The organism is Nocardiopsis gilva YIM 90087, from assembly GCF_002263495.1.
Classification (GTDB): domain Bacteria; phylum Actinomycetota; class Actinomycetes; order Streptosporangiales; family Streptosporangiaceae; genus Nocardiopsis_C; species Nocardiopsis_C gilva.
This window is the reverse complement of record NZ_CP022753.1, coordinates 4,499,805-4,522,004: the sequence shown is the minus strand read 5'-3', so window position 1 is coordinate 4,522,004 and position 22,200 is coordinate 4,499,805. Positions and strand designations below refer to the sequence as shown.

Genomic DNA, 22,200 nt, shown 5'->3' with positions numbered 1-22,200 from the left:
GGGTGGGACGCGGCACCTCACGGTCGCGGCTCGCCCTGCTCCTCGCCATCGCCCTCGCCCTGATCATCCTCGATTCGCGCGACGGGGATAACCCCGTCTCCGCCGTCGCCCGCGCGGCGGGCGACGCCGTCTTCGCACCGGTCTCGGCCGGTGTCTCCGTTGTCGGCGGGCCCTTCAAGGGGACCTACCGGACGCTCGTCGCGGCGCCGGGCGCACAGGACCGGATCGCCGAGTTGGAGGCCGAGAACGCCGAGCTGTCCGCACGCCTGGACGACCGGGAACGCGATGACCGCCGGGCCCAGGACCTGGAGCGGCTGCTCGGCCTGTCCGGTCGCGGCCGCTATGAGATCGTCCCGGCGCAGGCGGTGACCCAGGTGACGTCCCGCGGCCTGGCGTCGGCCGTGACGATCGACGTCGGAACCCGCGACGGCGTCCACTCCGACATGACCGTGCTCAACGGCGACGGCCTGGTCGGACGCGTGACCCGCGCGGGAAAGGACACGTCCACGGTCCTGCTGCTCACCGACGCCTCCTCGGCCGTCGGGGCACGCCTCGAAGGATCCCAGAGAATCGGCGTGGCCGAGGGCGGCTCGCGGAGCATCGGCGATAGCGTTCCGCTCAGATTCGAGCTGATGGACGCCGACGCGCAGGTCCAAGAGGGGGACAGGATCGTCACCCTGGGATCGCACGACGGCGCTCCCTATGTTCCGGGCGTTCCCATCGGGACGGTCACCAACGTGCGCGACACACCGGGCGCTCTCAGCCGCATCGCGGACGTCGACCCGGCCGCGGACGTCGCCGCGCTGGACATCGTCGGCGTGGTCGTCGCGGGGCCGGAGAAGGACCCGCGCGACTCGGTGCTCCCACCGGAGCCCGAGGAGCGGCGCAACGCGGCCATGCGCCCGCCGGAGGCGATCTCATCGGGCTCATCGGGGGAGGCGTGATGAAGCCGCTAGTGACGACCCTGCTCCTGATCACCGCGGTACTGGCGCAGACCGCGGTCGTGAACCGGCTGCCGCTGCCGTGGGGTATCGGCCCGGACCTGGTGGTGCTCACGGTGGTGGCGGTCGCCCTGGCCACCACCCCGATGACGGGCGCGGTGATCGGCTTCACGGCCGGGCTGGCCGTGGACGTGCTCCCCCCGGCCGATCACGAGCTGGGCCGCTACGCGTTCGTGCTCTGCCTCGCCGGGTACCTCGTCGGATACGCGCCGTCCTTCGGCATGCGCCCCTACCCGGTGGCCGCTCTCACGGCCTTCGGGGTGGCGACCGGGTTCTCCCTCATCGGGCTCCTGATCGGCGACCCCCGTGTCTCGCTCGCCGGCGCCGCCTCCGCCGTCCTGCTCAGCGTGGCCATGACCATGCTGGTGAGCCCCCTGGTGATGCTGCCCGTCGGTCGGATCATGCGCTACCTGTCCCGTGACGACTTCGCCTCCATCGCCGGAGCGCCGTGGGCAGCTGGGAGTCTGCGCCGATGAGACGCCGCTGGAAGAGCTGGAGGGGCTGGCACCTCCGCAAGCGACGGCCCCCGTCGAGCTATGCCCCGCGCCGTCCGCCCGGCGCCATCACCATGCTCGTCGCCCAGGTACTGGTGTACTCCCTGTTCGCGGTGCTGGTCGGACGAATGTGGTACCTCCAGGTGCCGATGAACGAGCACTACCGCGACCTCGCGGTGGCCAACCACTCCCAGAAGCTCATCGTCCCGGCCACCCGGGGGCAGATCCTGGACTCCTCCGGCCGCCCCCTCGTGCGCAACCGCACCGAGCTCGTCGTCTCCGCCGACTACCACGCGCTGCACGCCCAAGAGGACAACGGGACGGCGGTCCTGCGCAAGGTGGCCCAGGTCCTGGACGTGCCGGAGAAGGAGCTGCGGCAGCGCATCCGGCTGTGCGGCCCGGAGGTGAGCCGCCCCTGCTGGCCGGGGTCGCCCTACCAGCCGGTGACGCTGGCCGAGGGCGTCGACGCCAAGGTCGCGCTGCAGATTCTGGAGCGCCAGGAGGACTTCCCCGGCATCACCGCGCAGCAGCACGCCGTCCGCGAGTACCCCCACGGTGAGCGCGCCGCGCAGGTGCTCGGCTACCTCCAGCCGGTCACCCAGGAGGAGCTGGAGGCGCGCGAGGAGCTGCGCGTCCAGTTCAGCGGTGTGGACCAGGTCGGCCGCGACGGACTGGAGGCGCAGTACGACGCGCAGCTGCGCGGCAACGCCGGGGTGCGCACCCTCGGAGTGAACAGCAAGGGCCGCATCATCGGCGTGTTGGACGAGAAGCCGCCCGAGCCCGGCATGCACCTGGTGACGCACCTCGACGAGCGGGTCCAGGCCGTCACCGAGAAGGCGCTGAAGCGGGGCATGAAGCGCGCCCGCGGCCTCGGCCGGGGGTATGTGGCCGACTCGGCTGCGGCCGTGGTGCTCAACGTCCGCAACGGCGGGGTGGTCGCCATGGCGAGCATGCCGACCTACGACCCCGAGGTGTGGAACGGCGGCATCGACCAGGACGACTACGACAGGATGCTGAGCAAGGACGCCGGCGAACCGCTGATATCGCGGGCGCTGCAGGGCCAGTACCCGCCGGGCTCGACCTTCAAGGTCTCCTCGCTGTCGGCCGCGGTGAACAACGGCTCCTCACTGGACGGCACCTACTCCTGCCCGGGCTCCATCAGTGTCGGCAACCAGTCCTTCAGCAACTACGCCGGCCGGGGGCACGGCAGCATCAGCCTGCACCGCGCGATCGTGGTCTCCTGCAACACCGTCTTCTACAAGTTCGGCTACGACATGTGGAAGGAGGACGGCGGGGTCACGCCGGCGAAGAACCCCAAGGAGGTCATGGCCAATACGGCGCGCGACTTCGGCTTCGACGCGCCCACCGGCATCGACCTGCCCAACGAGAGCGCCGGCCGCATCCCCGACCGGCAGTGGAAGCGCGATTTCTGGGAGGCCACGCGCGAGCAGAAATGCAAACGGGCGAAAACGGGCTACCCGGAGGTCGAGGACGCGTCGCGCGCCGCCTACCTCAAGAAGCTGGCCAGGGAACACTGCGAGATCGGCTACCAGTGGCGCGCGGGTGAGGCGGTGAACTTCGCCATCGGGCAGGGCGACGTGCTGGTCACCCCACTGCAGCTGGCCAACGCCTACGCCGCCGTCGCCAACGACGGCACGCAGTACGAACCGCGGGTGGGCAAGGCGTTCGTCTCCGCCGACGGCAAGCAGACCAAGGAGATCCCGCCGAAGAAGGCCGGTGAGCTCGACATCGACGACCGGACGCTGAAGTACCTCCAGAAGGCCCTGACCCAGGTGCCCAAGAAGGGAACGGCGGCGGGCGCCTTCAACGGCTTCCCGCAGGACAAGGTGTCCATCGCGGGCAAGACCGGGTCGGCCACCATCGTCGGGAAGGAGACGACCTCCTGGTTCGCCTCCTACGCTCCGGCCGACGACCCGCAGTTCGCTGTGGCCGTGCTGGTCTCCCAGGGCGGCACCGGCGGCACCACCTCCGCGCCCATCGCTCGGGAGATCTACGAGGGGATCTACGGCTTCGCCCCGTCCGAGGGCGGCGCCGAGAAGGACGGCAAGAAGGGCACGAAGAAGGTCGAACCCGCGCTTCCCGGCGGGAAGCCTCCCTCGGAGCTGCCCGAGATCCGCCCCGACGGGATCATCGCCGCGGCGGGCGAGTGACCGTGCGGGATCGGGGGACCGGGAAGCAACCGATGGCGGCAGGACAGCGAACGGCGCACCACACCGGCCAGGAGCGGCAGGACACGCGATGATTCCCTACAGTAGCCCGCACCTGCCCCACCCGAGCCTGAGCGGACGGGTCGGCGGCCTCATCGCCGCGGGGCGACCGCGCCGCTTCGACTGGGTCCTGCTGGGGGCCGTCCTGGCGCTCTCCGCGATCGGCGTGCTCCTGGTCGGCGCCTCGACCTACGACCCGCGCGACCCGGGGGGCGCGCTCGGGTATGTGGAGCGCCAGCTCCTCCACGTCGCCGTGGGGGCGGTGCTGTGCCTGCTGGTCGCCGCGGTCGACTACCGCACGCCGCGCGCCTACGCCCCGATCGTGTACGTGGTCTCCCTGATCGGCCTGGTGGTGGTCCTCACCCCGCTGGGTGAGACCATCAACGGCTCCCAAGGGTGGATCGTCATCTTCGGGATCCAGGCCCAGCCCAGTGAGTTCGCCAAGATCGGGCTGCTCCTCGCCATCGCCATGCTGCTCGGCGAGCCCCGCGACGGCGAGTACGCCCCCACCACCCGCGACGTGGTTATCAGCCTGATCGCGCTGTCGGTCCCGCTGGCCCTCATCGCGCTCCAGCCCGACCTCGGCACCGACCTGGTCATGGGCGCCATCTTCCTCGGCATGCTCACGCTGTCGGGGGCGCCGCTGCGGTGGGTCGTGGGACTGCTGTTCTGCGGCGCCCTCGCCGCGTTCAGCATGTGGTGGTTCGAACTGCTCAAGCCCTACCAACTGGACCGTGTCGCCACCATGATCGACCCCAGTGCCGACCCGCAGGGCGCCGGGTACAACGCCAACCAGGCGATCATCGCCATCGGGTCGGGCGGGTTCAACGGCACCGGCCTGTTCCAGGGGCAGCAGACCAGTGGGCGGTTCGTGCCCGAGCAGCACACGGACTTCATCTTTACGGTGGCCGCCGAGGAGCTGGGATTCATCGGCGGCATAGCGGTCATCGGCCTGCTGACGCTGATCATCCAGCGCATCCTGCGGGTGGCCGCGGGGTGCTCCCAGCCCTACGCGCGTCTCGTCTGCGTCGGTGTGGCCACCTGGTTCGTCTTCCAGAGCTTCATCAACATCGGGATGACCCTGGGCGTCGCACCGGTCACCGGACTGCCGCTGCCCTTCGTGTCCTACGGCGGCACCGCCACCGTCGCCCACCTCATCGCGATCGGGTTGGTGGTCAGCATCCACGCGCGCGACCGCGGCTTCGACTGACGCGAACGTGATCGAGCGAGCGTAGGCGTCGATGCTGTTTGCCGTAGGCCGGGTGGCTTCGGCGGTGGAGCGAGGGAGGAGCGTGAGCGCGGGGGAAGTACCGACGCGAACGTGATCGAGCGAGCGTAGGCGTCGATGCTGTTTGCCGTAGGCCGGGTGGCTTCGGCGGTGGAGCGAGGGAGGAGCGTGAGCGCGGGGGAAGTACCGACGCGAACGTGATCGAGCGAGCGTAGGCGTCGATGCCGATCGTCGAAGGCCGGTTCGCTTCGGCGGTGGAGCGAGGGAGGAGCGTGAGCGCAGCAGACAGCACTGACGCCGGACCGGAAGAGGGCGGGCGGCCCCGGGCCGCCCGCCCTCTTCCGGAGGCGCAGCGACCTCGGTCAGTTCACGGCCGGGATGCTGACCGGGTAGGAGTACGACTCGCCGTTGTTCGCGGCCATGGCCGCCTTGATCCCCATGATGATCGAGGCGATCCAGACCGCGACGAAGGTGAGGAAGCCGATGAAGACCATCATCAGCAGTCCCGAGACGAAGTAGCCGATGAACACCAGGATCTGGAAGTTGAGCGCCTGGGCGGCGTGGTGCCGGACGAACGGCGATTCGTCCTTCTTCACCAGGTAGAGCACGAGCGGTACAAGGAAGCCCAGGAAGAGGCCACCGAGGTGGGCGAGCAGCGCCATGGTGCGGTCGTCGGAGTTGGCCGGCCCGCCGGGCTGCTGCGGATAGGGCTGCTGGTACTGGCCGCCGTAGGGCTGCTGCGGGTACTGCTGCGGATAGGGCTGCTGCCCCATACCCGGAGCGCCCTGCGGAGGGCCGTAGCCCGGGTCACCGCCGGGCGGGGGAGAGTACCCACCGGGATGGTTGTAGGGGGTGTTCTGCCCGTCGTACGGCGGGCCGGGCGGATACGGGTTGCTCATGATCTCCTCGATTTCTGCCGACCGCACCGGTCGATGTCACACGTCCGCGTTCCGCCACCGTAGCGCCGGTGCCGACGGGACGTGCGAGGACGGGGTCCCTTCCACCGATGGGACGTCCCTGTGGGCGGCCCGGTTCCGGACCGCCCACAGGGACGCATCGGACCCCTACTTCACCAGCCGGATCACCACGGGGTAGCGGTACCAGGCGCCCTTGTTGGCGCCGAGGGAGCCCAGCACCCCGAACAGGATGGCCACCGCCCAGAACACCGCGATCAGCACGGAGCCGATCCACGACTGGTCGGGGTAGAAGACCCCGAGGCCGAGGAACACGATCCACGACAGCGCGTAGGGGATAAGCAGCGTCAGCTGGAAGTTGAGCGCCTCACTCGCGTGGTGCCGGACATAGGCCGAGTGGGTCTTCTTCACCTGGAAGACGATCAGCGCGGGCAGCCAGCCGAGGCAGGCCATGATGATGCCGGACAGGTGCGCGATCATCGCCCACGTGGTGTCGTCGGCGGCGCCCTGCTGCCCGTACCCCTGCTGCGGTTGGAAGCCCTGCTGCGGGAACTGCTGCTGCTCGTAGCCCATCCCCGGCTGGGGCGGCTGCCCGAAGGCGGGCTGCTGGGGCTGCTGCGGCGGGTAGGGCGGTTGGCCGTACCCGGGCTGCGGCTGCTCGAAGCCCTGCGGAGGCTGCTGTCCGCCACTCGGCTGGGCGTAGCCCGGCTGCTGCTCGTAGCCCTGCGGGGGCTGAGGAGGCTGCTGGGGCGGCGGCCCGTAGCCGGGCTGCTGGGGCTGCTGCGGCGGGTAGGGCTGCTGACCGTACCCGGGGTAGGGCTGCTGCCCGCCGCTGGGCTGGGCGTACCCCGGCTGCGGCTGCCCATAGCCCGGCGGGGGCTGCTGCTGGTACGGCTGGGCGTAGTCGGGCTGCTGCGGGGGCTGGGGCTGATCGCCGTACCCGGGCTGCCCACCGGTCCCCGCCTGCCCCGCACCCGGTTGCGCGTCGGGAGGGGTGGGGCCGGGCTCCGGTTGGCCGTCGGCCGGACGGTCCTGGGGCTGTGGTCCGTTGGGCGGGGTCTCGCTCATCATGTCCCTTGGGTATGCCGCTTGCGTTGGGCCGATCGTCACGTCCGACCGCCCGGGATTGGGGGCACCGCGAGGCGTGCTCGCGGTCGGTTCTCAGGCGACCCTAGTCTTCCACCACGTACGGGGCGGTAACGAAGTCGATCAGTTCTTCGACGCGCCCGAGTAGTTCTGGTTCCAGATCGGCATACGACCGTACCGATCCTAGGATGCGCCGCCAGGCCTCCCCGGGCTCCTCCCGGCTGCCCAGAGCGCGCAGCACCCCCTCCTTCCACGGGACGCCGCGCGGCACCTGCGGCCAGGCGTCGATGCCCACGGCGGACGGCTTCACCGCCTGCCAGACGTCGACAAAGGGATGGCCCGTGACCAGGACGTGCGGCGAGGCCACCTCGGCGGCGATCCGGCTCTCCTTGGAGCCCGGCACGAGGTGGTCCACCAGGACCCCGAGCCGCCGACGCGGCCCCGGGGCGAAGTCGCGCACGACCTCGGGGAGGTGGTCGACCCCCTCCAGGTACTCCACGACCACGCCCTCCACGCGCAGGTCGTGGCCCCACACCTGCTCCACGAGCTCGGCGTCGTGGACACCCTCCACATAGATCCGGCTCTCCTTGGCCACCTGGGAGCGCGCGTGCTGGACCGCGATCGAGCCGGAGGCGCTGCGCGCCGGCCCGCGCGGTGCGGCCGCCGGGCGCACGAGCGTGACGGGTTCACCGTCGACCAGGAAGGCGGCCGGGGTGAGGTCGAACACGCGCCGCCCGCCGTGCCGGTCCTCCAGAGTGACGGTGGTCTTGTCCCAATCGACCACGGCTCCGCAGAACCGCTCGTCGGCGGACTCCACCACCAGGTCGCGCTCGATGGGGACTTCGGCGACCCTGCCCTTGCGGGGGCGGCGCCAGTCGCCCGCCAGGACGTCGCCGCCGTAGCGGTCGCCGTTGGGCCGCCGTCCGGAACCGGTCTCGCTGCTGTTGGGTGAGTGGATGCACACGGCCCCGGATTGTATTGACGTCCTCCCGGGCCTGCAGGCCCGGGATCCCTGCCACCCGCCTCTGCGGGTCTCGGTGGGTTCCTGCTTCAGCGACCAGAGCCGCCGCTTCGGGTGGTCTTACCAAGGTCTCCACAGGCTTTCGAGCCTGACGGCTCCGTTCCCGCCCGTCCGGCGGTACCTGACGCGAGCATCCTATTACCTGACGTCGTTCCGCCGGGGCGGAACGACGTTTCCTGCCCCGCATACGTAGGGAGCCGGATTCCCGCGCCTGAAGACCGGAGCCCCTCCAGCCATCCCGGTGGCGGCGGCCACCCCGGCGCGGACGCCCCTGATCGCGGGCGCTGTCGCGGGGGCGGCTTAGCCCGGACGGGGGCGGGCCGCCGGTCCGATCCCGGAACGACCTTGCGATGGAGGATAGAATTAGCACTCAAGACCACGGAGTGCCAGGAGGTGAGCGCGTGCTCGACGACCGGAAACTCGCGGTTCTGCGTGCCATCGTCGAGGACTACGTGTCCACGAAGGAGCCCGTGGGATCGAAGGCCTTGTCGGATCGGCACACCCTCGGTGTCTCACCGGCGACGATCCGCAATGAGATGGTGGCTCTCGAAGAAGAGGGGTACATCACCCAGCCGCACACAAGCGCCGGCCGCATCCCCACGGACAAGGGCTACCGCCTCTTCGTCGACCGACTGTCCACCGTCAAGCCCCTGTCCGCTGCGGAGCGGAGGGCGATCGAGACGTTCCTCGGCGGTGCGGTCGACCTCGACGAGATCGTGACCCGCACGGTGCGGCTGCTCGCGCAGCTGACCCGGCAGGTGGCGATCGTCCAGTACCCGTCCCTGACCCGTTCGGCCGTGCAGCACGTCGAGCTCGTGCCGCTGGGGCCGCAGCGGGTGATGATGGTGTTGATCACCGACACCGGACGGGTGGAGCAGCGGGTGATCGACCACCTCGACTGGGTCGACGACGACAGCGTCGAGAACCTCCGGACTCTGCTCAACCGGCTGCTGGTCGGCAAGTGGCTGACCGACGTGCCGCCCGCCCTGGCCGATGTGCCGACGCTCGTTCCCTCGGACGAGCGGCGGATGGCGGCGTCGGTGCTGTCGGTCCTGCTGGAAAGCCTCGTGGAAAGCCGCGAGGAGAAGATCGTCCTGGCGGGAACAGCGAATCTCGCCGCGATGGATTTCTCGGCTAGCCTTCGGGAGGTACTCGAAGCGCTGGAAGAGAACGTGGTCCTCATCCGTTTGCTTGGTGAGGCGGGGGACCCCTCCTCGCTCACGGTACGCATCGGCGAAGAGAACTCCCATGAGGGCTTCAGATCGACCTCGATCGTCTCCGCTGGTTACGGCATCGGTGATCACTCGCTGGCCAAGCTCGGTGTGGTCGGTCCGACACGCATGGATTACCCCGGAACGATGGGAGCGGTACGCGCTGTGGCTCGGTACGTAGGCACGATTTTGGCGGGGCAGTAAGTGGCGAACGACTATTACGAGATCCTCGGTGTGCGCCGGGACGCGTCCAAGGACGAGATCAAGAAGGCTTACCGCCGACTCGCCCGTGAGCTGCACCCGGACGTCAACCCCGACCCGGCCACCCAGGAGCGCTTCAAGGAAGTGACGCAGGCCTACGAGGTCCTCTCCGACGACAGCAAGCGGCGCATGTTCGACATGGGCGCCGACCCGTTCGCGCCCGGTGGCGGCGCCGGTGCCGGAGCCGGCGGCTTCGGCGCGACGGGCTTCCCGTTCGACGACATCATGAACGCCTTCTTCGGCGGCGGGCAGCCCGGCGGCGGGCGCGGCCCGCGCGACCGGGTGCGCCGCGGGCGCAGCATCAAGGTGCGCGTCGAGCTCGACCTCTCCGAGGCGGCCTTCGGTGTCACCAAGGACGTGACATTCCCCACCGCCGTCCTGTGCGACACCTGTCAGGGCGAGGGGACGGCCAAGGGCAGCCACCGCCGCACCTGTGACATGTGCCACGGGCGTGGTGAGGTCTCCCAGGTCGCGCGCTCCTTCCTGGGCCAGGTCATGACCACCCGCCCCTGCCCGCAGTGCTCGGGCCAGGGCAGTGTGATCACCGACCCGTGCGCCGACTGCTCGGGCGAGGGCCGTGTCCGCGAGAAGGTCACCCGCAAGGTGCAGATCCCGGCCGGTGTCGAGGACGGCACCCAGATCCAGCTCGCCGGCGAGGGCGAGGTCGGCCCCAACGGCGGCCCGCGCGGCGACATCTTCCTGGAGATCGTGCAGCGTCCGCACCCCATCTTCGAGCGGCGCGGCGACGACCTCCACTGCACGATCACCGTCCCCATGACGGCCGCGGCCCTCGGCGCCTCGTTCACCTTCGAGACCCTGGACGGCACCGAGGAGATCGACCTGCGGCCCGGCACCAACTCCGGGCACGTCATGACGCTGGCCGGCCGGGGCAGCAAGCGGCTCGACGGCAGCGGACGCGGCGACCTGATGATCCAGGTCGACGTGGAGACGCCGGCCAAGCTCGACGAGGAGCAGGAGGCGATGCTGCGCAAGTTCGCCGAGCTGCGCGGCGAGGACAAGCCGCCGGGCAAGTTCAGTCCGGGCCACAGCGGCCTGTTCTCCAAGCTGCGTGACGCGTTCGGCGCCAGGTAACAGGGAAACAAGGGGATTGCGTTGACACCTCCGGTTTTCCTGGCCGGGGCGGGTGAGCTCGATCAGGACCGCGTGCTGCTGTCCGGGCCCGAGGGGCGGCACGCGGCCGTGGTCCGCCGTATCACCGTCGGCGAGACCGTGGATCTCGTCGACGGTGCGGGGACGCGGGCGCGCTGCGTGGTCACCGACGTCGGCAAGGACTCCGTGGTCTGCGCCGTGCGGGAGCGCCGCGTCGAGCCGCGGCCCAGCCCGGCCATCACGGTCGTGCAGGCGCTGCCCAAGGGCGACCGCGGCGAGCTGTCCGTCGAGGTCATGACCGAGGCCGGGGTCGACGCGATCGTGCCGTGGTCAGCCGAGCGCTGCGTGACCCGCTGGAAGGCCGAGCGCGCCGCCAAGTCGCTGGCCAAGTGGCGGGCCACGGCCCGCGAGGCGGCCAAGCAGGCCCGGCGCAGCCGGATCCCGGAGGTCGCTGATCTGGCCGCCACCCGCGACGTCGCCGCCCTGCTCGCCACCGTCGACCTGGGCATCGTCCTGCACGAGGACACCGACGAGCGGCTGTCCGCGCTCAAGCTCCCCGAGAGCGGCGCGGCGGCGGGGGACGCTCCGGCGGGCGGCATCGTCGTGGTGGTGGGCCCCGAGGGCGGGTTCACCGACGCGGAACTGCGGGCCTTCGAGGAGGCCGGCGCCGTGCGTGCGCTCCTCGGGCCGACCGTGCTGCGCACCTCCACCGCGGGCGTCGCCGCGCTCGCCGTTCTGCAGGCCCGCAGCGGCCGCTGGTAGCCCGTCCGGCTACATCTCCGGGGTGCCGGTCGCCGGGACCGGCGTCTCGCCGGAGGCGTCGTTGGTATCGCCGGTGTTGGTACCGGGCGAGGGCGTGGCGCCGTCGGTGCCGTCCTCACCGCCCGAGCCCTGGTCCCCGTTGTCGCCGCCGGTATCGGTGCCATCGGGGTCGTTTCCCCCGGTGTCGTCGGGGTTCTCGGGGTCCTGGGTCGGAACGCAGTCGGTCCCGTCGTGGTCTCCGCCCGACGCCTGGCCGCCGTCCGTGTCGTCGGAGCCGTCGCCCTTGTCGGCCTCCTTGGACGGCCGTCCGCTGGGGGTGCGGCCGGGCGGGCAGGCGGCCGCCGTGGCCGCACCGTCGCCGGACGCACCGTCGCCGGGCGAGGCGTCCCCTGCCTCGGGATCGGTCGGGGACGGGCTCTGCTCCGGGTTCTGCCCGCGCGTCCCGGAGTCCGATGCGACCGGTCCGTCCAGCTCTCCGGCGGCCCGGTCGCCGCTGTCTCTCTCGCGCGTGATGTCGCTCGGACCGGTCGGCGAGGTGAGCGACGACGGCAGGAGCTGGTCGCGCACCTGCGGGGTGCCGATCAGAACGGACCCGGCGATGAGTGCCGCCGCGCCCACGGCCAGGACCGGGCGGATCCAGGGCAGACCGAAGGTCGACCACACCCGGCGCTGCTCGGTGCGGGCGCGGATCTTCTCCAGCCCCTCGGGAGAGGGCATGACGGAGTCGGCCTCGGCGCGCAGGATGGCGCTCAGGCGCTCATCGATGCCCTCGTCGTATGGATCGGTCATGTCGTCTGCTCCAGAACCGTGCGGAGCGCGGCGATGCCCCGCGCGGTATGGCTCTTCACCGCACCCCGGCTGATGCCCATGGCGTCGGCGATCTGTGCCTCTGAGAGATCACCGTAATACCGGAGCACGATAGCTTCGCGCTGGCGGGTGGGCAGTCGGCGCAGCGCCTCGATCACCGCCGCGCGTTCCAGCTCACCGAGGGCACCATGCTCGGCACTGGGGGCGTCGGGGAGCGCCTTGGGCGCGTGCTTCTCGACGACGGCCCGGTGCCGCAGCACCGACCGGGCGCGGTTGACCACGGACTGGCGCAGATAGGACAGCGCCTTGCTCGGGTCCCGCAACCGGCGCCAAGCGCCGTGCATGGCGACGAATGCGTCTTGGACGACTTCTTCGGCGGTCGCGTGATCGCGAACGAGGAGGACGGCCAAACGGACCAGGGGCCGATAGTGCTCGCTGTACAGCTGAGTCACCGCTTGGTCGGCATCCCATCCGACCGATGTCACCGCCGCTGCGGAGGCTCCCGCGACCATCGTTTCTGTCACGTCCGTTGGACGCGCGCCCTTGTCGCCGGGTTTACGAAAGGGCATGCCGGTTCTTCTCACCTGATTGTGTTGTCCGACCCTGTTGTGTGCCGGGAGGGGTCATCGGTTCCCTTCGGGCGCGATTCGCCGCGCCGTCACCGTCCGTGAGCGAAGCGACCATAGCAAAACCGGCGCGGCGTGGGCGAAGTCACGCGAAGCAACAGAATAGCCCTCTTCGGTCGGCCCTGGGGGCGGGAACCGGCGCCACATCCGGCCCCGCCCGCCTCCGGCCAGCGGGCCGGGCCTCGGCATCGCCGCTGAGGGCGGGCGGGAGCACGCGTCCGGCCGCAGTCCTCGCTAGAGTGCGGGGTGGACATTTGCTTGGCCGTAGAGGAGACAACGAGGGAGGGCCGGTGGCCAGGACCGCACCCGACTGCCTGTTCTGCAAGATCGTCGCGGGAGAGGTGCCCGCTGAGATGGTGCGGGAAGGCGAGCGCACGGTCGCCATCCGTGACATCAACCCGCAGGCGCCCACCCACGTGCTGATGGTCCCGCGGGACCACTACCCCGACGCCGGGGCGGTCGGCCGGGCGGACCTCGGCCTGATGGACGAGATCGCCCGCGAGGCGCACGAGGTGGCCGTGGTCGAGGGCATCGCCGAGAGCGGCTACCGGCTGGTCTTCAACACCGGCGCCGGAGCCGGGCAGACCGTCTTCCACGTGCACGGACACCTGCTGGGGGGCCGCGGTCTGGAGTGGCCGCCCGGGTAGGCCTGCGGCTCGCGGGCCCGAGGTGGCGCCGTTGATAGAATTCAATCGACGGCAGCCTTCGCTGGGACCTCTGCGATCACGCCACTGAGCGTGAGTGGTCGCATCGCCTCTCAGTCGGAGCCCCTGAGTCACCATGATGCCGACGGACGCGAGAGGTAGGGGCGAGACGGCCGCAAGGCCACACCATGGTCGAGTCAACACAACACAGCACCCAGGTCAAGATCGTGGTGCCCGAAGAGCACACCATGGTCAACCTGCTGGGATCCGGCGACGAACTCCTCCGGACGGTCGAGCGCTCCTTCGAGAGCGACATCCACGTCCGGGGCAACGAGATCACCATCAGCGGCAGCCCCGAAGAGACCGCGATGGCCGTGCGCTTGATCGAAGAACTTATCGAGCTCGCCAAGAACGGCGCCCACCTCACCCCCGACGCCGTCGACCGGACGCTGGCCATGCTCCGCTCCGCGAGCGGCGAGCGCCCCGCGGACGTGCTGACGATGAACATCCTCTCGGCGCGCGGCCGCACGATCCGCCCCAAGACGCTCAACCAGAAGCGCTACGTCGACTCCATCGACAAGCACACGATCGTCTTCGGTATCGGCCCGGCCGGGACCGGCAAGACCTACCTGGCGATGGCCAAGGCGGTCAAGGCGCTGCAGAACAAGCAGGTCAACCGGATCATCCTCACGCGCCCCGCGGTCGAGGCCGGAGAGCGGCTGGGCTTCCTGCCCGGCACGCTCTACGAGAAGATCGACCCGTATCTGCGGCCGCTCTACGACGCCCTGCACGACATGCTGGACCCCGATTCGATCCCCAAGCTGATGGACTCGGGGACCATCGAGGTGGCACCGCTGGCCTACATGCGGGGCCGGACCCTCAACGACTCCTTCATCATCCTCGACGAGGCCCAGAACACCTCGCCCGAGCAGATGAAGATGTTCCTGACCCGGCTCGGCTTCGGCTCGAAGATCGTGGTCACCGGTGACGTCACCCAGGTCGACCTGCCCGGCGGGACGTCCAGCGGCCTGCGCACCATCGCGAAGATCCTGGACGGTCTCAACGACATCGACTTCTGCTGGCTCGACAGCAACGACGTGGTGCGACACAAGCTCGTGAGCGCGATCGTCGACGCCTATGGGCGGTATGACTATGAGCAGAGCAACCGGCAGACCGACCAGCAGGGCAACAGCCATCGCAAGGGCCGTTCCGGCACCCGCTCGGGCACCCCGTCGGCGGGCGCGCGCGGCTCGGACCCTGCGCCCGACTCCGACGGCACCACCGGCGGCGCCGGATGACCCCCCGCGGGCGACCCCGTAGGGCCCACGAACAGATAAGGCGCGCTGAACAATGAGTATCGACGTCGCGAACGAGTCCGGCGTCCCCGCGGACGAGGAGCGGCTGGCCCGGCTGGCCCGCTACGCCCTCGACGCGATGCGGGTGCACCCGCTCGCGGAGCTGTCCATCGTCCTCGTCGACGAGGGCCCCATGACCGAGCTGCACATCCGCTGGATGGACGAGCCCGGCCCCACCGACGTGCTGTCCTTCCCCATGGACGAGCTGCGTCCGGGAAGCGGGGAGCGCACCTCGGAGCCGGGGATCCTGGGCGATGTGATCATCTGCCCGCAGGTGGCCGCGAAGCAGGCGGAGAAGGCCGGACACAGCGCGCAGGACGAGACCGACCTGCTGTGCACGCACGGCATCCTGCACCTGCTCGGCTACGACCACGCCGAGCCTGAGGAGCACCGGGAGATGTTCGGCCTGCAGGGCGAGATCCTGGCGGGGTGGCGGGGACTCCTCGCGGCTGAGGCCGCCGATTCCGCCGGGGAGAGGAACGACACCACCCGATGAGCGCCACCGGCGCCGCCGAAGGCCCTGTTCTCTCGGTCCTCTCGGCGGTCGCCTCGCAGTACGCCGGACCGGTCGCGCCGGCCGTCGCGGTCCACAGCGCGATCCCGCCCATCGGCGCGTTCACCGCTGCGGCCGTCCTCACCGTGCTCGCCGCGTTCTTCGTCAGCGCCGAGGTCGCCGTCACCCGCACCGCGCGGATGGGCGTCGGCCACGTCGTCGACACGGGGCGGATCGGTGCGCGGCGCCTGGAGGCCATCGCCGCCGATCCGGTGCGCCACCTCAACGTGGTGCTGCTGCTCCGGGTGGTCTGCGAGGTCCTGGCGGGGCTGGCGCTGGCGGTCGGCTTCATCGGCCGCTTCGGGCTGAGCTGGACGGCCGTCGGGCTGACCGGCGTGCTCATGGTCCTCGTGGACTACGTGCTCATCGGGGTGACCCCCCGCATCCTGGGCCGCCAGTTCGCCGAGTCCATCGCGCTGGCCAGCGCGGCCCTCGTGACGCCGATCGGCGTACTTGTCGGTCCGCTGGCGCGCGTCCTGGTCCGCGTCGGACGCGGGCTGACCCCGCGCGGCAAGGGCGACCGCGAGGGGCCGTTCAGCAGTGAGGACGAGCTGCGGCGCATGGTCGACCTGGCCGAGCGGGGGCATGTGATCGACGCCGAGGAACGGCAGATGATCCACTCGGTGTTCAAGCTCGACGACACCTCGGTCCGCGAGGTCATGGTGCCGCGCACCGACATCGTGTTCGTCGACCACGACGCCGTGCTGGACGACTGCCTGAACCTGGCGCTGCGCAGCGGGTTCTCCCGCATCCCGGTGATCGGGGAGGACGAGGACGACGTCATCGGAATCCTCTACATCAAGGACGTGGCCGCGCGGATGCGCGAGCTGTGGGCCGAGAAGGGCGACCCCGCGGCGTCCGAGCGGACCACCGCGCGCGACGTCATGCGGGTCGGCTACTACGTGCCGGACTCCAAGCCCATCGACGGGCTGCTGCGCGAGATGCAGCACAAGCGCACGCACGTGGCGGTGGTGATCGACGAGTACGGCGGCACGGCCGGACTGGTCACGATCGAGGACATCGTCGAGGAGATCGTCGGCGAGATCACCGACGAGTACGACGACGAGATCCCGCCGATCGAGCGGCTCGGGGAGGACCGGGCGCGGGTCACCGCCCGGCTGCCGCTGGGCGAGCTGGCCGCGCTGTTCGAGGTGGAGCTGGACACCGCCGATGTCGAGACCGTCGGGGGCCTGCTGGCCTACGCCCTGGGGCGGGTCCCCATCAGCGGGTCCCGGGCGGACTACGCTGGGCTCAGGCTGACCGCCGAGGACGCGGTCGGGCGCCGCAACCGGACCGCGACAGTCCTGGTGGAACGGATCCCGGACGAGCCGGCGGAGACGGGCCACCCCGACTCCGCCGAGAGCGGCTGACACCCGGCACCCGGCCCGCCGCATGATCGGTGATCAGTTCACCGGTGACCTGACGAATGGAGAACAGACCCGTGACCGACACGCCCCCCCGCGACCTCGACCCCGAGGACGAGAAGCTCATCACGCTGGCCCGCGCGTCCCGCGCCCGCAACGGGGCGCGCGAGGGCGCGGCGGTGCGCGATGAGACCGGTCGCACGTACGTGGCGACCACGGTCGACCTGCCCGCGCTGCGCCTGTCGGCCCTGCAGGCCGCCGTCGCGGCCGCGGTCTCCAGTGAAGCCGAGCGGCTGGAGGCGGCCGTCGTGGTCACCGACGCCGACGAGCTGCCCGAGACCGACACCGCGGTGGCGGCGGATCTGAAGACGGCCACGCTGCTGCTGGTCGCCCCCGACGGCTCCCTGCGCGGCGGCACGAGCTGACGTGACGACACAGCCCGGGACCGGCGCCCACGTGCGCCGACGCACGCCCGTTCCTGGTCCCGAGCGCTCCTGACACAGGTGACACTGGAGTAATGAACGACCTCGACCTCGAGAAGCTGCGAGTCCCGCTCGCCATGCCCTCCTACCCGGAGGGGTTCCGCAGCGGGTTCGCCTGCTTCGTCGGCCGGCCCAACGTCGGCAAGTCGACGCTGATGAACGCGTTGGTGGGACAGAAAGTCGCGATCACCAGCAATCGCCCGCAGACCACCCGGCGCACGGTGCGCGGGATCGTGCACCGCGACGACGCCCAGCTGATCGTCGTGGACACCCCCGGGCTGCACAAGCCGCGCACGCTGCTGGGCGAGCGGCTCGACAGCCTCGTGCGCTCGACACTGGTCGAGGTCGACGTCATCGTGTTCTGCGTCCCGGCCAACGAGCCGATCGGCCGCGGCGACACCTACATCGCGGGCGAGCTCGCCGCGCAGACCGACACCCCGGTCATCGCGGTGGTCACCAAGACCGACCTGGCCGACAAGCGGCAGATCGGCGAGCAGCTGATGGCCGTGGACCGGCTGGGGGAGTGGGCCGACATCGTGCCGGTCTCGGCCGACAGCGGGTTCCAGGTCGACACCGTCACCGACGTTCTCTGCGGCCACCTGCCCGAGGGGCCGCCGCTGTACCCGGACGGCGATCTCACTGACGAGCCCGACGAGATGCTGGTCGCCGAGCTCATCCGGGAGGCGTCCCTCGAAGGGGTCCGCGACGAGCTGCCGCACTCGATCGCGGTGGTGGTCGACGAGATGGCCCCGCGCGCGGACACCCCGCCGGGCAAGGAGCTCATCGACATCTACGCCTCGCTGTACGTGGAGCGCCCGAGCCAGAAGGCCATCGTCATCGGCACGAAGGGCGCGCGGCTGCGCCAGGTCGGGTCGGCCGCGCGCAAACAGATCGAGGGCCTGCTGGGCAGCCGCGTCTATCTGGACCTGCGGGTGCGTGTCGCCAAGGACTGGCAGCGCGACCCCAAGCAGCTGCGCCGGCTGGGCTTCGACCAGCAGACCTGACGTCGGCGGCCGACCCGCGCTGATCTCCGCCCCACCCGGAGCCTCTCCGGGTGGGGCGAGGTGTTTCGGCGCCGCCGCGGGCGATCAGTTCTGGTGGTTGAGGTCTCCGGCCAGAGACGCCGCGGTGCGCTGCACGATGGGCGCGGCCTTCTCGACGAAGTCCCAGCTGACCCGGGCCTCCGGACCGGAGATCGAGACGGCCATCATGGCCGGGCCGCCCCGGACGCCGACGGCCAGGCAGCGCACGCCGATCTCCTGTTCGCCGTCGTCGATGGCGTATCCGCGCTCGCGGATCTTGGCCAGCTCGGCGGCGAACGCCTCGGGTGTGGTGATGGTGCGGTCGGTGGCGGCCGGCATGCCGGTGCGCCGGACGGTGGCCAGTGCCTCGTCCTCGGGCAGCTGGGCGAGCAGGGCCTTGCCGACACCGGCGGAGTGCGGCAGGACGCGCCGGCCGACCTCGGTGAACATGCGCATGGCGTGCGGGGAGGGGACCTGGGCGACGTAGACGACCTTGTCGCCGTCGAGCATCGCCAGGTTCGCGGTCTCGCCGAGGTCCTCGACGAGCTGGGACAGGTGGGGCCGGGCCCAGGTGCCGAGCATGCGGGAGGCGCTCTCGCCGAGGCCGATCAGCCGGGGGCCCAGGGCGTACCGCCGCGATGGCAGCTGGCGCACGTAGCCGTTGCCGACCAGCGTGCGGATGATCCGGTGGATGGTGGGCAGGGGCAGGCCGGAGGCGTCGGCCAGTTCGCTCAGTGAGATCTCCCCGCCCGCGTCGGCCATGATCTCCAGCAGCGCGAAGGCCCGGTCCAGCGATTGGACCCCGCCGGGGCGCGGGCGGGGGCCGGACAGGGGATCGGAGTCCGACCCGACGGGGGCGCCGGTGGCTCCGGAGGCGAGGGGATCGGCGGCGCCGTTGCCGCCGGCCGCTGTCGGTGACGTTGCCAAGGGTCTCCAGCTCCCAACACGTGACCGCTCCGATCGATCGCTGTTCGCGGATCCTCGCGGTCACACTCTTCGGAGTTCTTATTCTGCGATACGGAAGCAGTGGACGATACCCGTTCGGGGTTCCCGAGGGCCTGGTGGTGGTGTTCGTGGTGGCCTCGGGGGTGGTGTCTCCGCCGCTTGCTCTTGTTCTTCCGAATTGTAGAAGTTAATGTCCGCTATATAGAAGCACTCGGATCGGGATTCTGTAGGGGCAAGCCCGGCCGTGGCCGACCGGAGTCACACACGGAAAGGGTCATCAGCAGTGGGTATGCAGGGTTCTCCGCAGGGCGGCGCGGACCTGGCCGCTATCGGCCTGGACGATCTGAACGATGCCCTTGACAGGCGGCTGGCCGATGCCGATGCCAGCCTGCTGGAACGATATCCGGGGGAGCGGGGGCGGCGTCAGCCGGTGCACACCGTCTACATCCCGGCCGACCGCGTCCACGCGGGAATCGCGCGTGCGTGGGGTGACCAGGCCCTGGAGATCCTGGGCGAGGCGGCCCCCGACGCCGCGGCACTGGCGACGGCGACCGGCCTGGCCGAGGACATGGTGGCCGACTGCCTCCCGCGCGTTCTGGACAAGCTGCGCACCGAACCCGTGGAGGACCTCAGGATCGACCTGGAGGACGGCTACGGCGCCCGCTCCGACGCCGAGGAGGACGGGCACGTGCGAGAGGCCGCCGCGGCGCTGTGCGCCGATCTGGCGGCGGGCGCGGCCCCGCCCTACGTCGGCATCCGGATGAAGGGCATGGAGGCCGCCGGGCGGCACCGGGGCCTGCGCAGTCTGGCCCTCTTCATCGGGACCGTGCTCGAGGGCGCCGGCGACCTCCCCGACGGCTTCGTGCTGACCCTGCCCAAGATCACCTCGGTCGAGCAGGTCACAGCGATGGTGTGGGTGACCGAGCAGCTGGAGTCGCGGTTCGGGCTCGACGCGGGGCGGCTCGGCTTCGAGCTGCAGATCGAGACCCCGCAGTCCGTCCTCGCCCCGGACGGCACCGCCGCCGTGGCCCGCATGGTGCACGCGGGCGCCGGGCGCGTCACCGCCCTGCACTACGGCACCTACGACTACAGCGCCGCGTGCGGGGTCACCGCCGCCTACCAGAGCATGGCCCACCCGGTGGCCGATCACGCCAAGGCGGTCATGCAGCTGGCCGCCGCCGGAACGGGGGTGTGGCTGTCGGACGGCTCCACCAACGTACTCCCGGTGGGAACGCCGGTGGAGGTGCACGCGGCCTGGCGGCTGCACGCCGGACTGGTCCGCCGATCCCTGGAGCGGGCCTTCTACCAGGGCTGGGATATGCACCCGCACCAGCTCCCCACGCGCTACCTGGCCACCTACGCCTTCTACCGGGAGGCGTTCGCCCCGGCGGCCGACCGCCTCAGGGCCTACCTCGGCGCGCTGGACAGCGGCGTGCAGGACGAACCGGCGACCGCCCAGGCCCTGTCCGCGGCCCTGGTCCGCGGCCTGCGCTGCGGCGCGCTGGGCGAGACCGAAGTCGAGAAGGCCGCGGGGGCGGGAGTCGACACCCTCACCGCGCTGGCCGCCCGCCGTGTGGGCTGAGTCGGCCCCGGCGCCCGGGCATGGCGGACGCGGGGTTCTCGGGGGAACCCCTTGCACCCCGTCAACCCGGACGGCGGGCCGCGCCTCCATCGCGATGAATCGACCTGTGGACCACGAGTGGAATCGGACGACATGGCACAACACGACTACGACCTGACCATCCGCGCCCGGCGGGCGATCGTGGGGGATGACGAGCGCGCCGTCGAGATCGGGGTGAGCGGCGGGCGGATCGCCGCCGTCGCGGATCCGGGCGCCGGGCTGGACGCCGAGAGAGCTGTCGAACTCGCCGAGGACGAGGTGCTGCTCCCCGGCCTGGTCGACAGCCACGTGCACGTGAACGAACCCGGGCGGACCGAGTGGGAGGGCTTCGCCACGGCCACGCGCGCCGCCGCTGCCGGGGGCGTCACCACGATCGTCGACATGCCGCTGAACAGCGTCCCGCCCACGACGACGGTCGACGGGCTGCACGTCAAGCGCGCCGTCGCGCGCGACCAGGTCGCCGTCGACGTCGGGTTCTGGGGCGGGGCCGTACCGGAGAACACCGGACCGGAGACGGCCGCGGAGCTGCGCGCCCTGCACGAGGAGGGCGTCTACGGCTTCAAGTCGTTCCTCTCGCCGTCGGGCGTCGACGAGTTCGGCCACCTGAGCCCCGAGGAGTTCCGTGCCGCCGTCGCCGCGATCGGCGCGTTCGGCGGGATGATCATCGTGCACGCCGAGGACCCGCAGGTCCTCGACGCCGCCCCGCCGGCCCAGGGCCGCGCGTACGACTCCTTCCTCGCCTCTCGTCCCGACGAGGCCGAGCACGCGGCGATCCGGCTCGTCATCGACACCGCGCGGGCCACCGGCACCCGGTCGCACATCCTGCACCTGTCCACCGCGACCGCGCTGCCGCTGATCAAGGAGGCCAAGGACGACGGTGTCCCGCTCACCGTCGAGACGTGCCCCCACTACCTCACCATCGCGGCCGAAGAGGTGCCGGCCGGGGCGACGCAGTTCAAGTGCTGCCCGCCCATCCGCGGTGCGGCCAACCGGGACGCCCTGTGGCAGGCCCTGGGCGGGGGCCTCATCGACTGCGTCGTCAGCGACCACTCGCCGAGCACCCCGGACCTCAAGGATCTGGCCACCGGCGACTTCGGCACGGCGTGGGGCGGGGTGTCCGGCCTGCAGGTCGGGTTCCCGGCCGTCTGGACGGAGGCCAGCGCGCGCGGATACGCGCTGAGCGACGTGGTGCGCTGGATGGCGCGGCGCCCCGCCGAGATCGCGGGCGTGCGCGGCAAGGGGCGGCTGCAGGTCGGCTACGACGCCGACTTCGCCGTGGTGGCTCCCGCGGCCTCCACCCGTATCGACGCCGCGACGCTGCAGCACAAGCATCCCCTCAGCGCCTATGACGGCCGCGAACTCACCGGCGTGGTCCGCCAGACCTGGCTGCGTGGACAGCGGGTCGACACCGCCCACCCGCAGGGCCGTCTGCTCTCCCGGAGCTGACCGGGGCCGCCACGGCCGG

Annotated in this window: 21 protein-coding genes; 15 read left to right on the top strand and 6 right to left on the bottom strand. The window is 71.1% G+C overall.

The window, feature by feature from the left end; genetic code table 11:
* Positions 1–2 precede the first annotated feature (2 nt).
* The 4 genes from mreC (at position 3) to rodA (ending at position 4,933) form a co-directional block, all read left to right on the top strand.
* Positions 3–944, top strand: coding sequence for a rod shape-determining protein MreC (mreC, locus tag CDO52_RS20305; RefSeq protein ID WP_033301616.1), 942 nt, complete (start codon positions 3–5; stop codon positions 942–944).
* Positions 944–1,477, top strand: a complete 534-nt coding sequence (mreD, locus tag CDO52_RS20300) for a rod shape-determining protein MreD (RefSeq protein WP_017620762.1) — start codon at positions 944–946, stop codon at positions 1,475–1,477. The genes mreC and mreD overlap by 1 nt, the downstream gene beginning before the upstream one ends.
* Positions 1,478–1,569: 92 nt before the next feature.
* Positions 1,570–3,666, top strand: a complete 2,097-nt coding sequence (gene mrdA, locus CDO52_RS20295) for a penicillin-binding protein 2 (RefSeq protein ID WP_017620761.1) — start codon at positions 1,570–1,572, stop codon at positions 3,664–3,666.
* A gap of 88 nt (positions 3,667–3,754) precedes the next feature.
* Complete coding sequence (gene rodA / locus CDO52_RS20290; RefSeq protein ID WP_017620760.1) at positions 3,755–4,933, top strand: rod shape-determining protein RodA; 1,179 nt, start codon at positions 3,755–3,757, stop codon at positions 4,931–4,933.
* A gap of 380 nt (positions 4,934–5,313) precedes the next feature.
* On the opposite strand, the gene CDO52_RS20285 is transcribed toward rodA, so the two are convergent.
* The 3 genes from CDO52_RS20285 to CDO52_RS20275 form a co-directional block, all read right to left on the bottom strand.
* Positions 5,314–5,850 (bottom strand): DUF4870 domain-containing protein, encoded by a 537-nt coding sequence (locus CDO52_RS20285; RefSeq protein ID WP_026126184.1) that lies wholly within the window; start codon positions 5,848–5,850, stop codon positions 5,314–5,316.
* Positions 5,851–6,015: 165 nt separating this feature from the next.
* The gene (locus CDO52_RS28875) at positions 6,016–6,936 is read right to left on the bottom strand and encodes a DUF4870 domain-containing protein (RefSeq protein WP_017620758.1); all 921 of its coding nucleotides are present in this window, start codon (positions 6,934–6,936) and stop codon (positions 6,016–6,018) included.
* Positions 6,937–7,036: 100 nt separating this feature from the next.
* A complete protein-coding gene (locus CDO52_RS20275; RefSeq protein ID WP_026126182.1) occupies positions 7,037–7,837 on the bottom strand; it encodes a DUF3097 domain-containing protein in 801 nt (266 codons plus the stop codon).
* Positions 7,838–8,373: 536 nt separating this feature from the next.
* Between CDO52_RS20275 and hrcA the strand changes: the two genes are divergently transcribed.
* The 3 genes from hrcA to CDO52_RS20260 are packed head-to-tail and all read left to right on the top strand — an operon-like array spanning position 8,374 to position 11,316.
* Complete coding sequence (gene hrcA, locus CDO52_RS20270; RefSeq protein ID WP_017620756.1) at positions 8,374–9,387, top strand: heat-inducible transcriptional repressor HrcA; 1,014 nt, start codon at positions 8,374–8,376, stop codon at positions 9,385–9,387.
* Positions 9,388–10,536: a molecular chaperone DnaJ gene (dnaJ, locus tag CDO52_RS20265; protein WP_017620755.1), complete on the top strand. Its 1,149-nt coding sequence runs from the start codon at positions 9,388–9,390 to the stop codon at positions 10,534–10,536. It abuts the gene before it with no gap.
* 21 nt (positions 10,537–10,557) lie between these two features.
* The gene (locus CDO52_RS20260) at positions 10,558–11,316 is read left to right on the top strand and encodes a 16S rRNA (uracil(1498)-N(3))-methyltransferase (RefSeq protein ID WP_017620754.1); all 759 of its coding nucleotides are present in this window, start codon (positions 10,558–10,560) and stop codon (positions 11,314–11,316) included.
* Between the two features lie 9 nt (positions 11,317–11,325).
* Here the strand turns inward: CDO52_RS20260 and CDO52_RS20255 are convergent, their stop codons facing one another.
* Both CDO52_RS20255 and CDO52_RS20250 read right to left on the bottom strand, forming a co-directional pair.
* Positions 11,326–12,105, bottom strand: coding sequence for a hypothetical protein (locus CDO52_RS20255; protein ID WP_094932615.1), 780 nt, complete (start codon positions 12,103–12,105; stop codon positions 11,326–11,328).
* Positions 12,102–12,635, bottom strand: coding sequence for a SigE family RNA polymerase sigma factor (locus CDO52_RS20250; RefSeq protein WP_026126181.1), 534 nt, complete (start codon positions 12,633–12,635; stop codon positions 12,102–12,104). Before CDO52_RS20250 ends, CDO52_RS20255 begins: the two co-directional genes overlap by 4 nt.
* A 404-nt stretch (positions 12,636–13,039) precedes the next feature.
* Here CDO52_RS20250 and CDO52_RS20245 point away from each other — a divergent pair, with 404 nt between their 5' ends.
* The 6 genes from CDO52_RS20245 (at position 13,040) to era (ending at position 18,151) form a co-directional block, all read left to right on the top strand.
* Entirely contained in the window at positions 13,040–13,396 is a 357-nt protein-coding gene (locus CDO52_RS20245; RefSeq protein ID WP_017620751.1) for a histidine triad nucleotide-binding protein, read from the top strand.
* Positions 13,397–13,581: 185 nt separating this feature from the next.
* Entirely contained in the window at positions 13,582–14,691 is a 1,110-nt protein-coding gene (locus CDO52_RS20240; protein WP_017620750.1) for a PhoH family protein, read from the top strand.
* 52 nt (positions 14,692–14,743) lie between these two features.
* Positions 14,744–15,244 (top strand): rRNA maturation RNase YbeY, encoded by a 501-nt coding sequence (gene ybeY, locus CDO52_RS20235; RefSeq protein WP_017620749.1) that lies wholly within the window; start codon positions 14,744–14,746, stop codon positions 15,242–15,244.
* A complete protein-coding gene (locus CDO52_RS20230; protein ID WP_094932614.1) occupies positions 15,241–16,671 on the top strand; it encodes a hemolysin family protein in 1,431 nt (476 codons plus the stop codon). The genes ybeY and CDO52_RS20230 overlap by 4 nt, the downstream gene beginning before the upstream one ends.
* Before the next feature lie 71 nt (positions 16,672–16,742).
* Positions 16,743–17,090, top strand: a complete 348-nt coding sequence (locus tag CDO52_RS20225; RefSeq protein ID WP_017620748.1) for a cytidine/deoxycytidylate deaminase family protein — start codon at positions 16,743–16,745, stop codon at positions 17,088–17,090.
* Between the two features lie 92 nt (positions 17,091–17,182).
* Positions 17,183–18,151, top strand: coding sequence for a GTPase Era (gene era / locus CDO52_RS20220; RefSeq protein WP_017620747.1), 969 nt, complete (start codon positions 17,183–17,185; stop codon positions 18,149–18,151).
* Positions 18,152–18,235: 84 nt separating this feature from the next.
* On the opposite strand, the gene CDO52_RS20215 is transcribed toward era, so the two are convergent.
* Positions 18,236–19,000, bottom strand: coding sequence for an IclR family transcriptional regulator (locus CDO52_RS20215; RefSeq protein WP_026126180.1), 765 nt, complete (start codon positions 18,998–19,000; stop codon positions 18,236–18,238).
* Between the two features lie 403 nt (positions 19,001–19,403).
* On the opposite strand from CDO52_RS20215, the gene CDO52_RS20210 reads away from it, so the two are divergent.
* Entirely contained in the window at positions 19,404–20,696 is a 1,293-nt protein-coding gene (locus tag CDO52_RS20210) for a DUF6986 family protein (protein ID WP_017620745.1), read from the top strand.
* A 132-nt stretch (positions 20,697–20,828) separates the two neighbouring features.
* Entirely contained in the window at positions 20,829–22,181 is a 1,353-nt protein-coding gene (gene allB, locus CDO52_RS20205; protein WP_026126178.1) for an allantoinase AllB, read from the top strand.
* The last annotated feature ends 19 nt before the right edge of the window (positions 22,182–22,200 follow it).

Bases quoted from the DNA above. Each gene is read 5' to 3' on its own strand.
- mreD (WP_017620762.1), top strand. From the start codon at position 944: ATGAAGCCGCTAGTGACGACCCTGCTCCTGATCACCGCGGTACTGGCG.
- mrdA (WP_017620761.1), top strand. From the start codon at position 1,570: ATGCTCGTCGCCCAGGTACTGGTGTACTCCCTGTTCGCGGTGCTGGTC.
- rodA (WP_017620760.1), top strand. From the start codon at position 3,755: ATGATTCCCTACAGTAGCCCGCACCTGCCCCACCCGAGCCTGAGCGGA.
- CDO52_RS20285 (WP_026126184.1), bottom strand. From the start codon at position 5,850: ATGAGCAACCCGTATCCGCCCGGCCCGCCGTACGACGGGCAGAACACC.
- CDO52_RS28875 (WP_017620758.1), bottom strand. From the start codon at position 6,936: ATGATGAGCGAGACCCCGCCCAACGGACCACAGCCCCAGGACCGTCCG.
- CDO52_RS20255 (WP_094932615.1), bottom strand. From the start codon at position 12,105: ATGACCGATCCATACGACGAGGGCATCGATGAGCGCCTGAGCGCCATC.
- CDO52_RS20250 (WP_026126181.1), bottom strand. From the start codon at position 12,635: ATGGTCGCGGGAGCCTCCGCAGCGGCGGTGACATCGGTCGGATGGGAT.
- CDO52_RS20240 (WP_017620750.1), top strand. From the start codon at position 13,582: ATGGTCGAGTCAACACAACACAGCACCCAGGTCAAGATCGTGGTGCCC.
- ybeY (WP_017620749.1), top strand. From the start codon at position 14,744: ATGAGTATCGACGTCGCGAACGAGTCCGGCGTCCCCGCGGACGAGGAG.
- CDO52_RS20230 (WP_094932614.1), top strand. From the start codon at position 15,241: ATGAGCGCCACCGGCGCCGCCGAAGGCCCTGTTCTCTCGGTCCTCTCG.
- era (WP_017620747.1), top strand. From the start codon at position 17,183: ATGAACGACCTCGACCTCGAGAAGCTGCGAGTCCCGCTCGCCATGCCC.
- CDO52_RS20210 (WP_017620745.1), top strand. From the start codon at position 19,404: ATGCAGGGTTCTCCGCAGGGCGGCGCGGACCTGGCCGCTATCGGCCTG.
- allB (WP_026126178.1), top strand. From the start codon at position 20,829: ATGGCACAACACGACTACGACCTGACCATCCGCGCCCGGCGGGCGATC.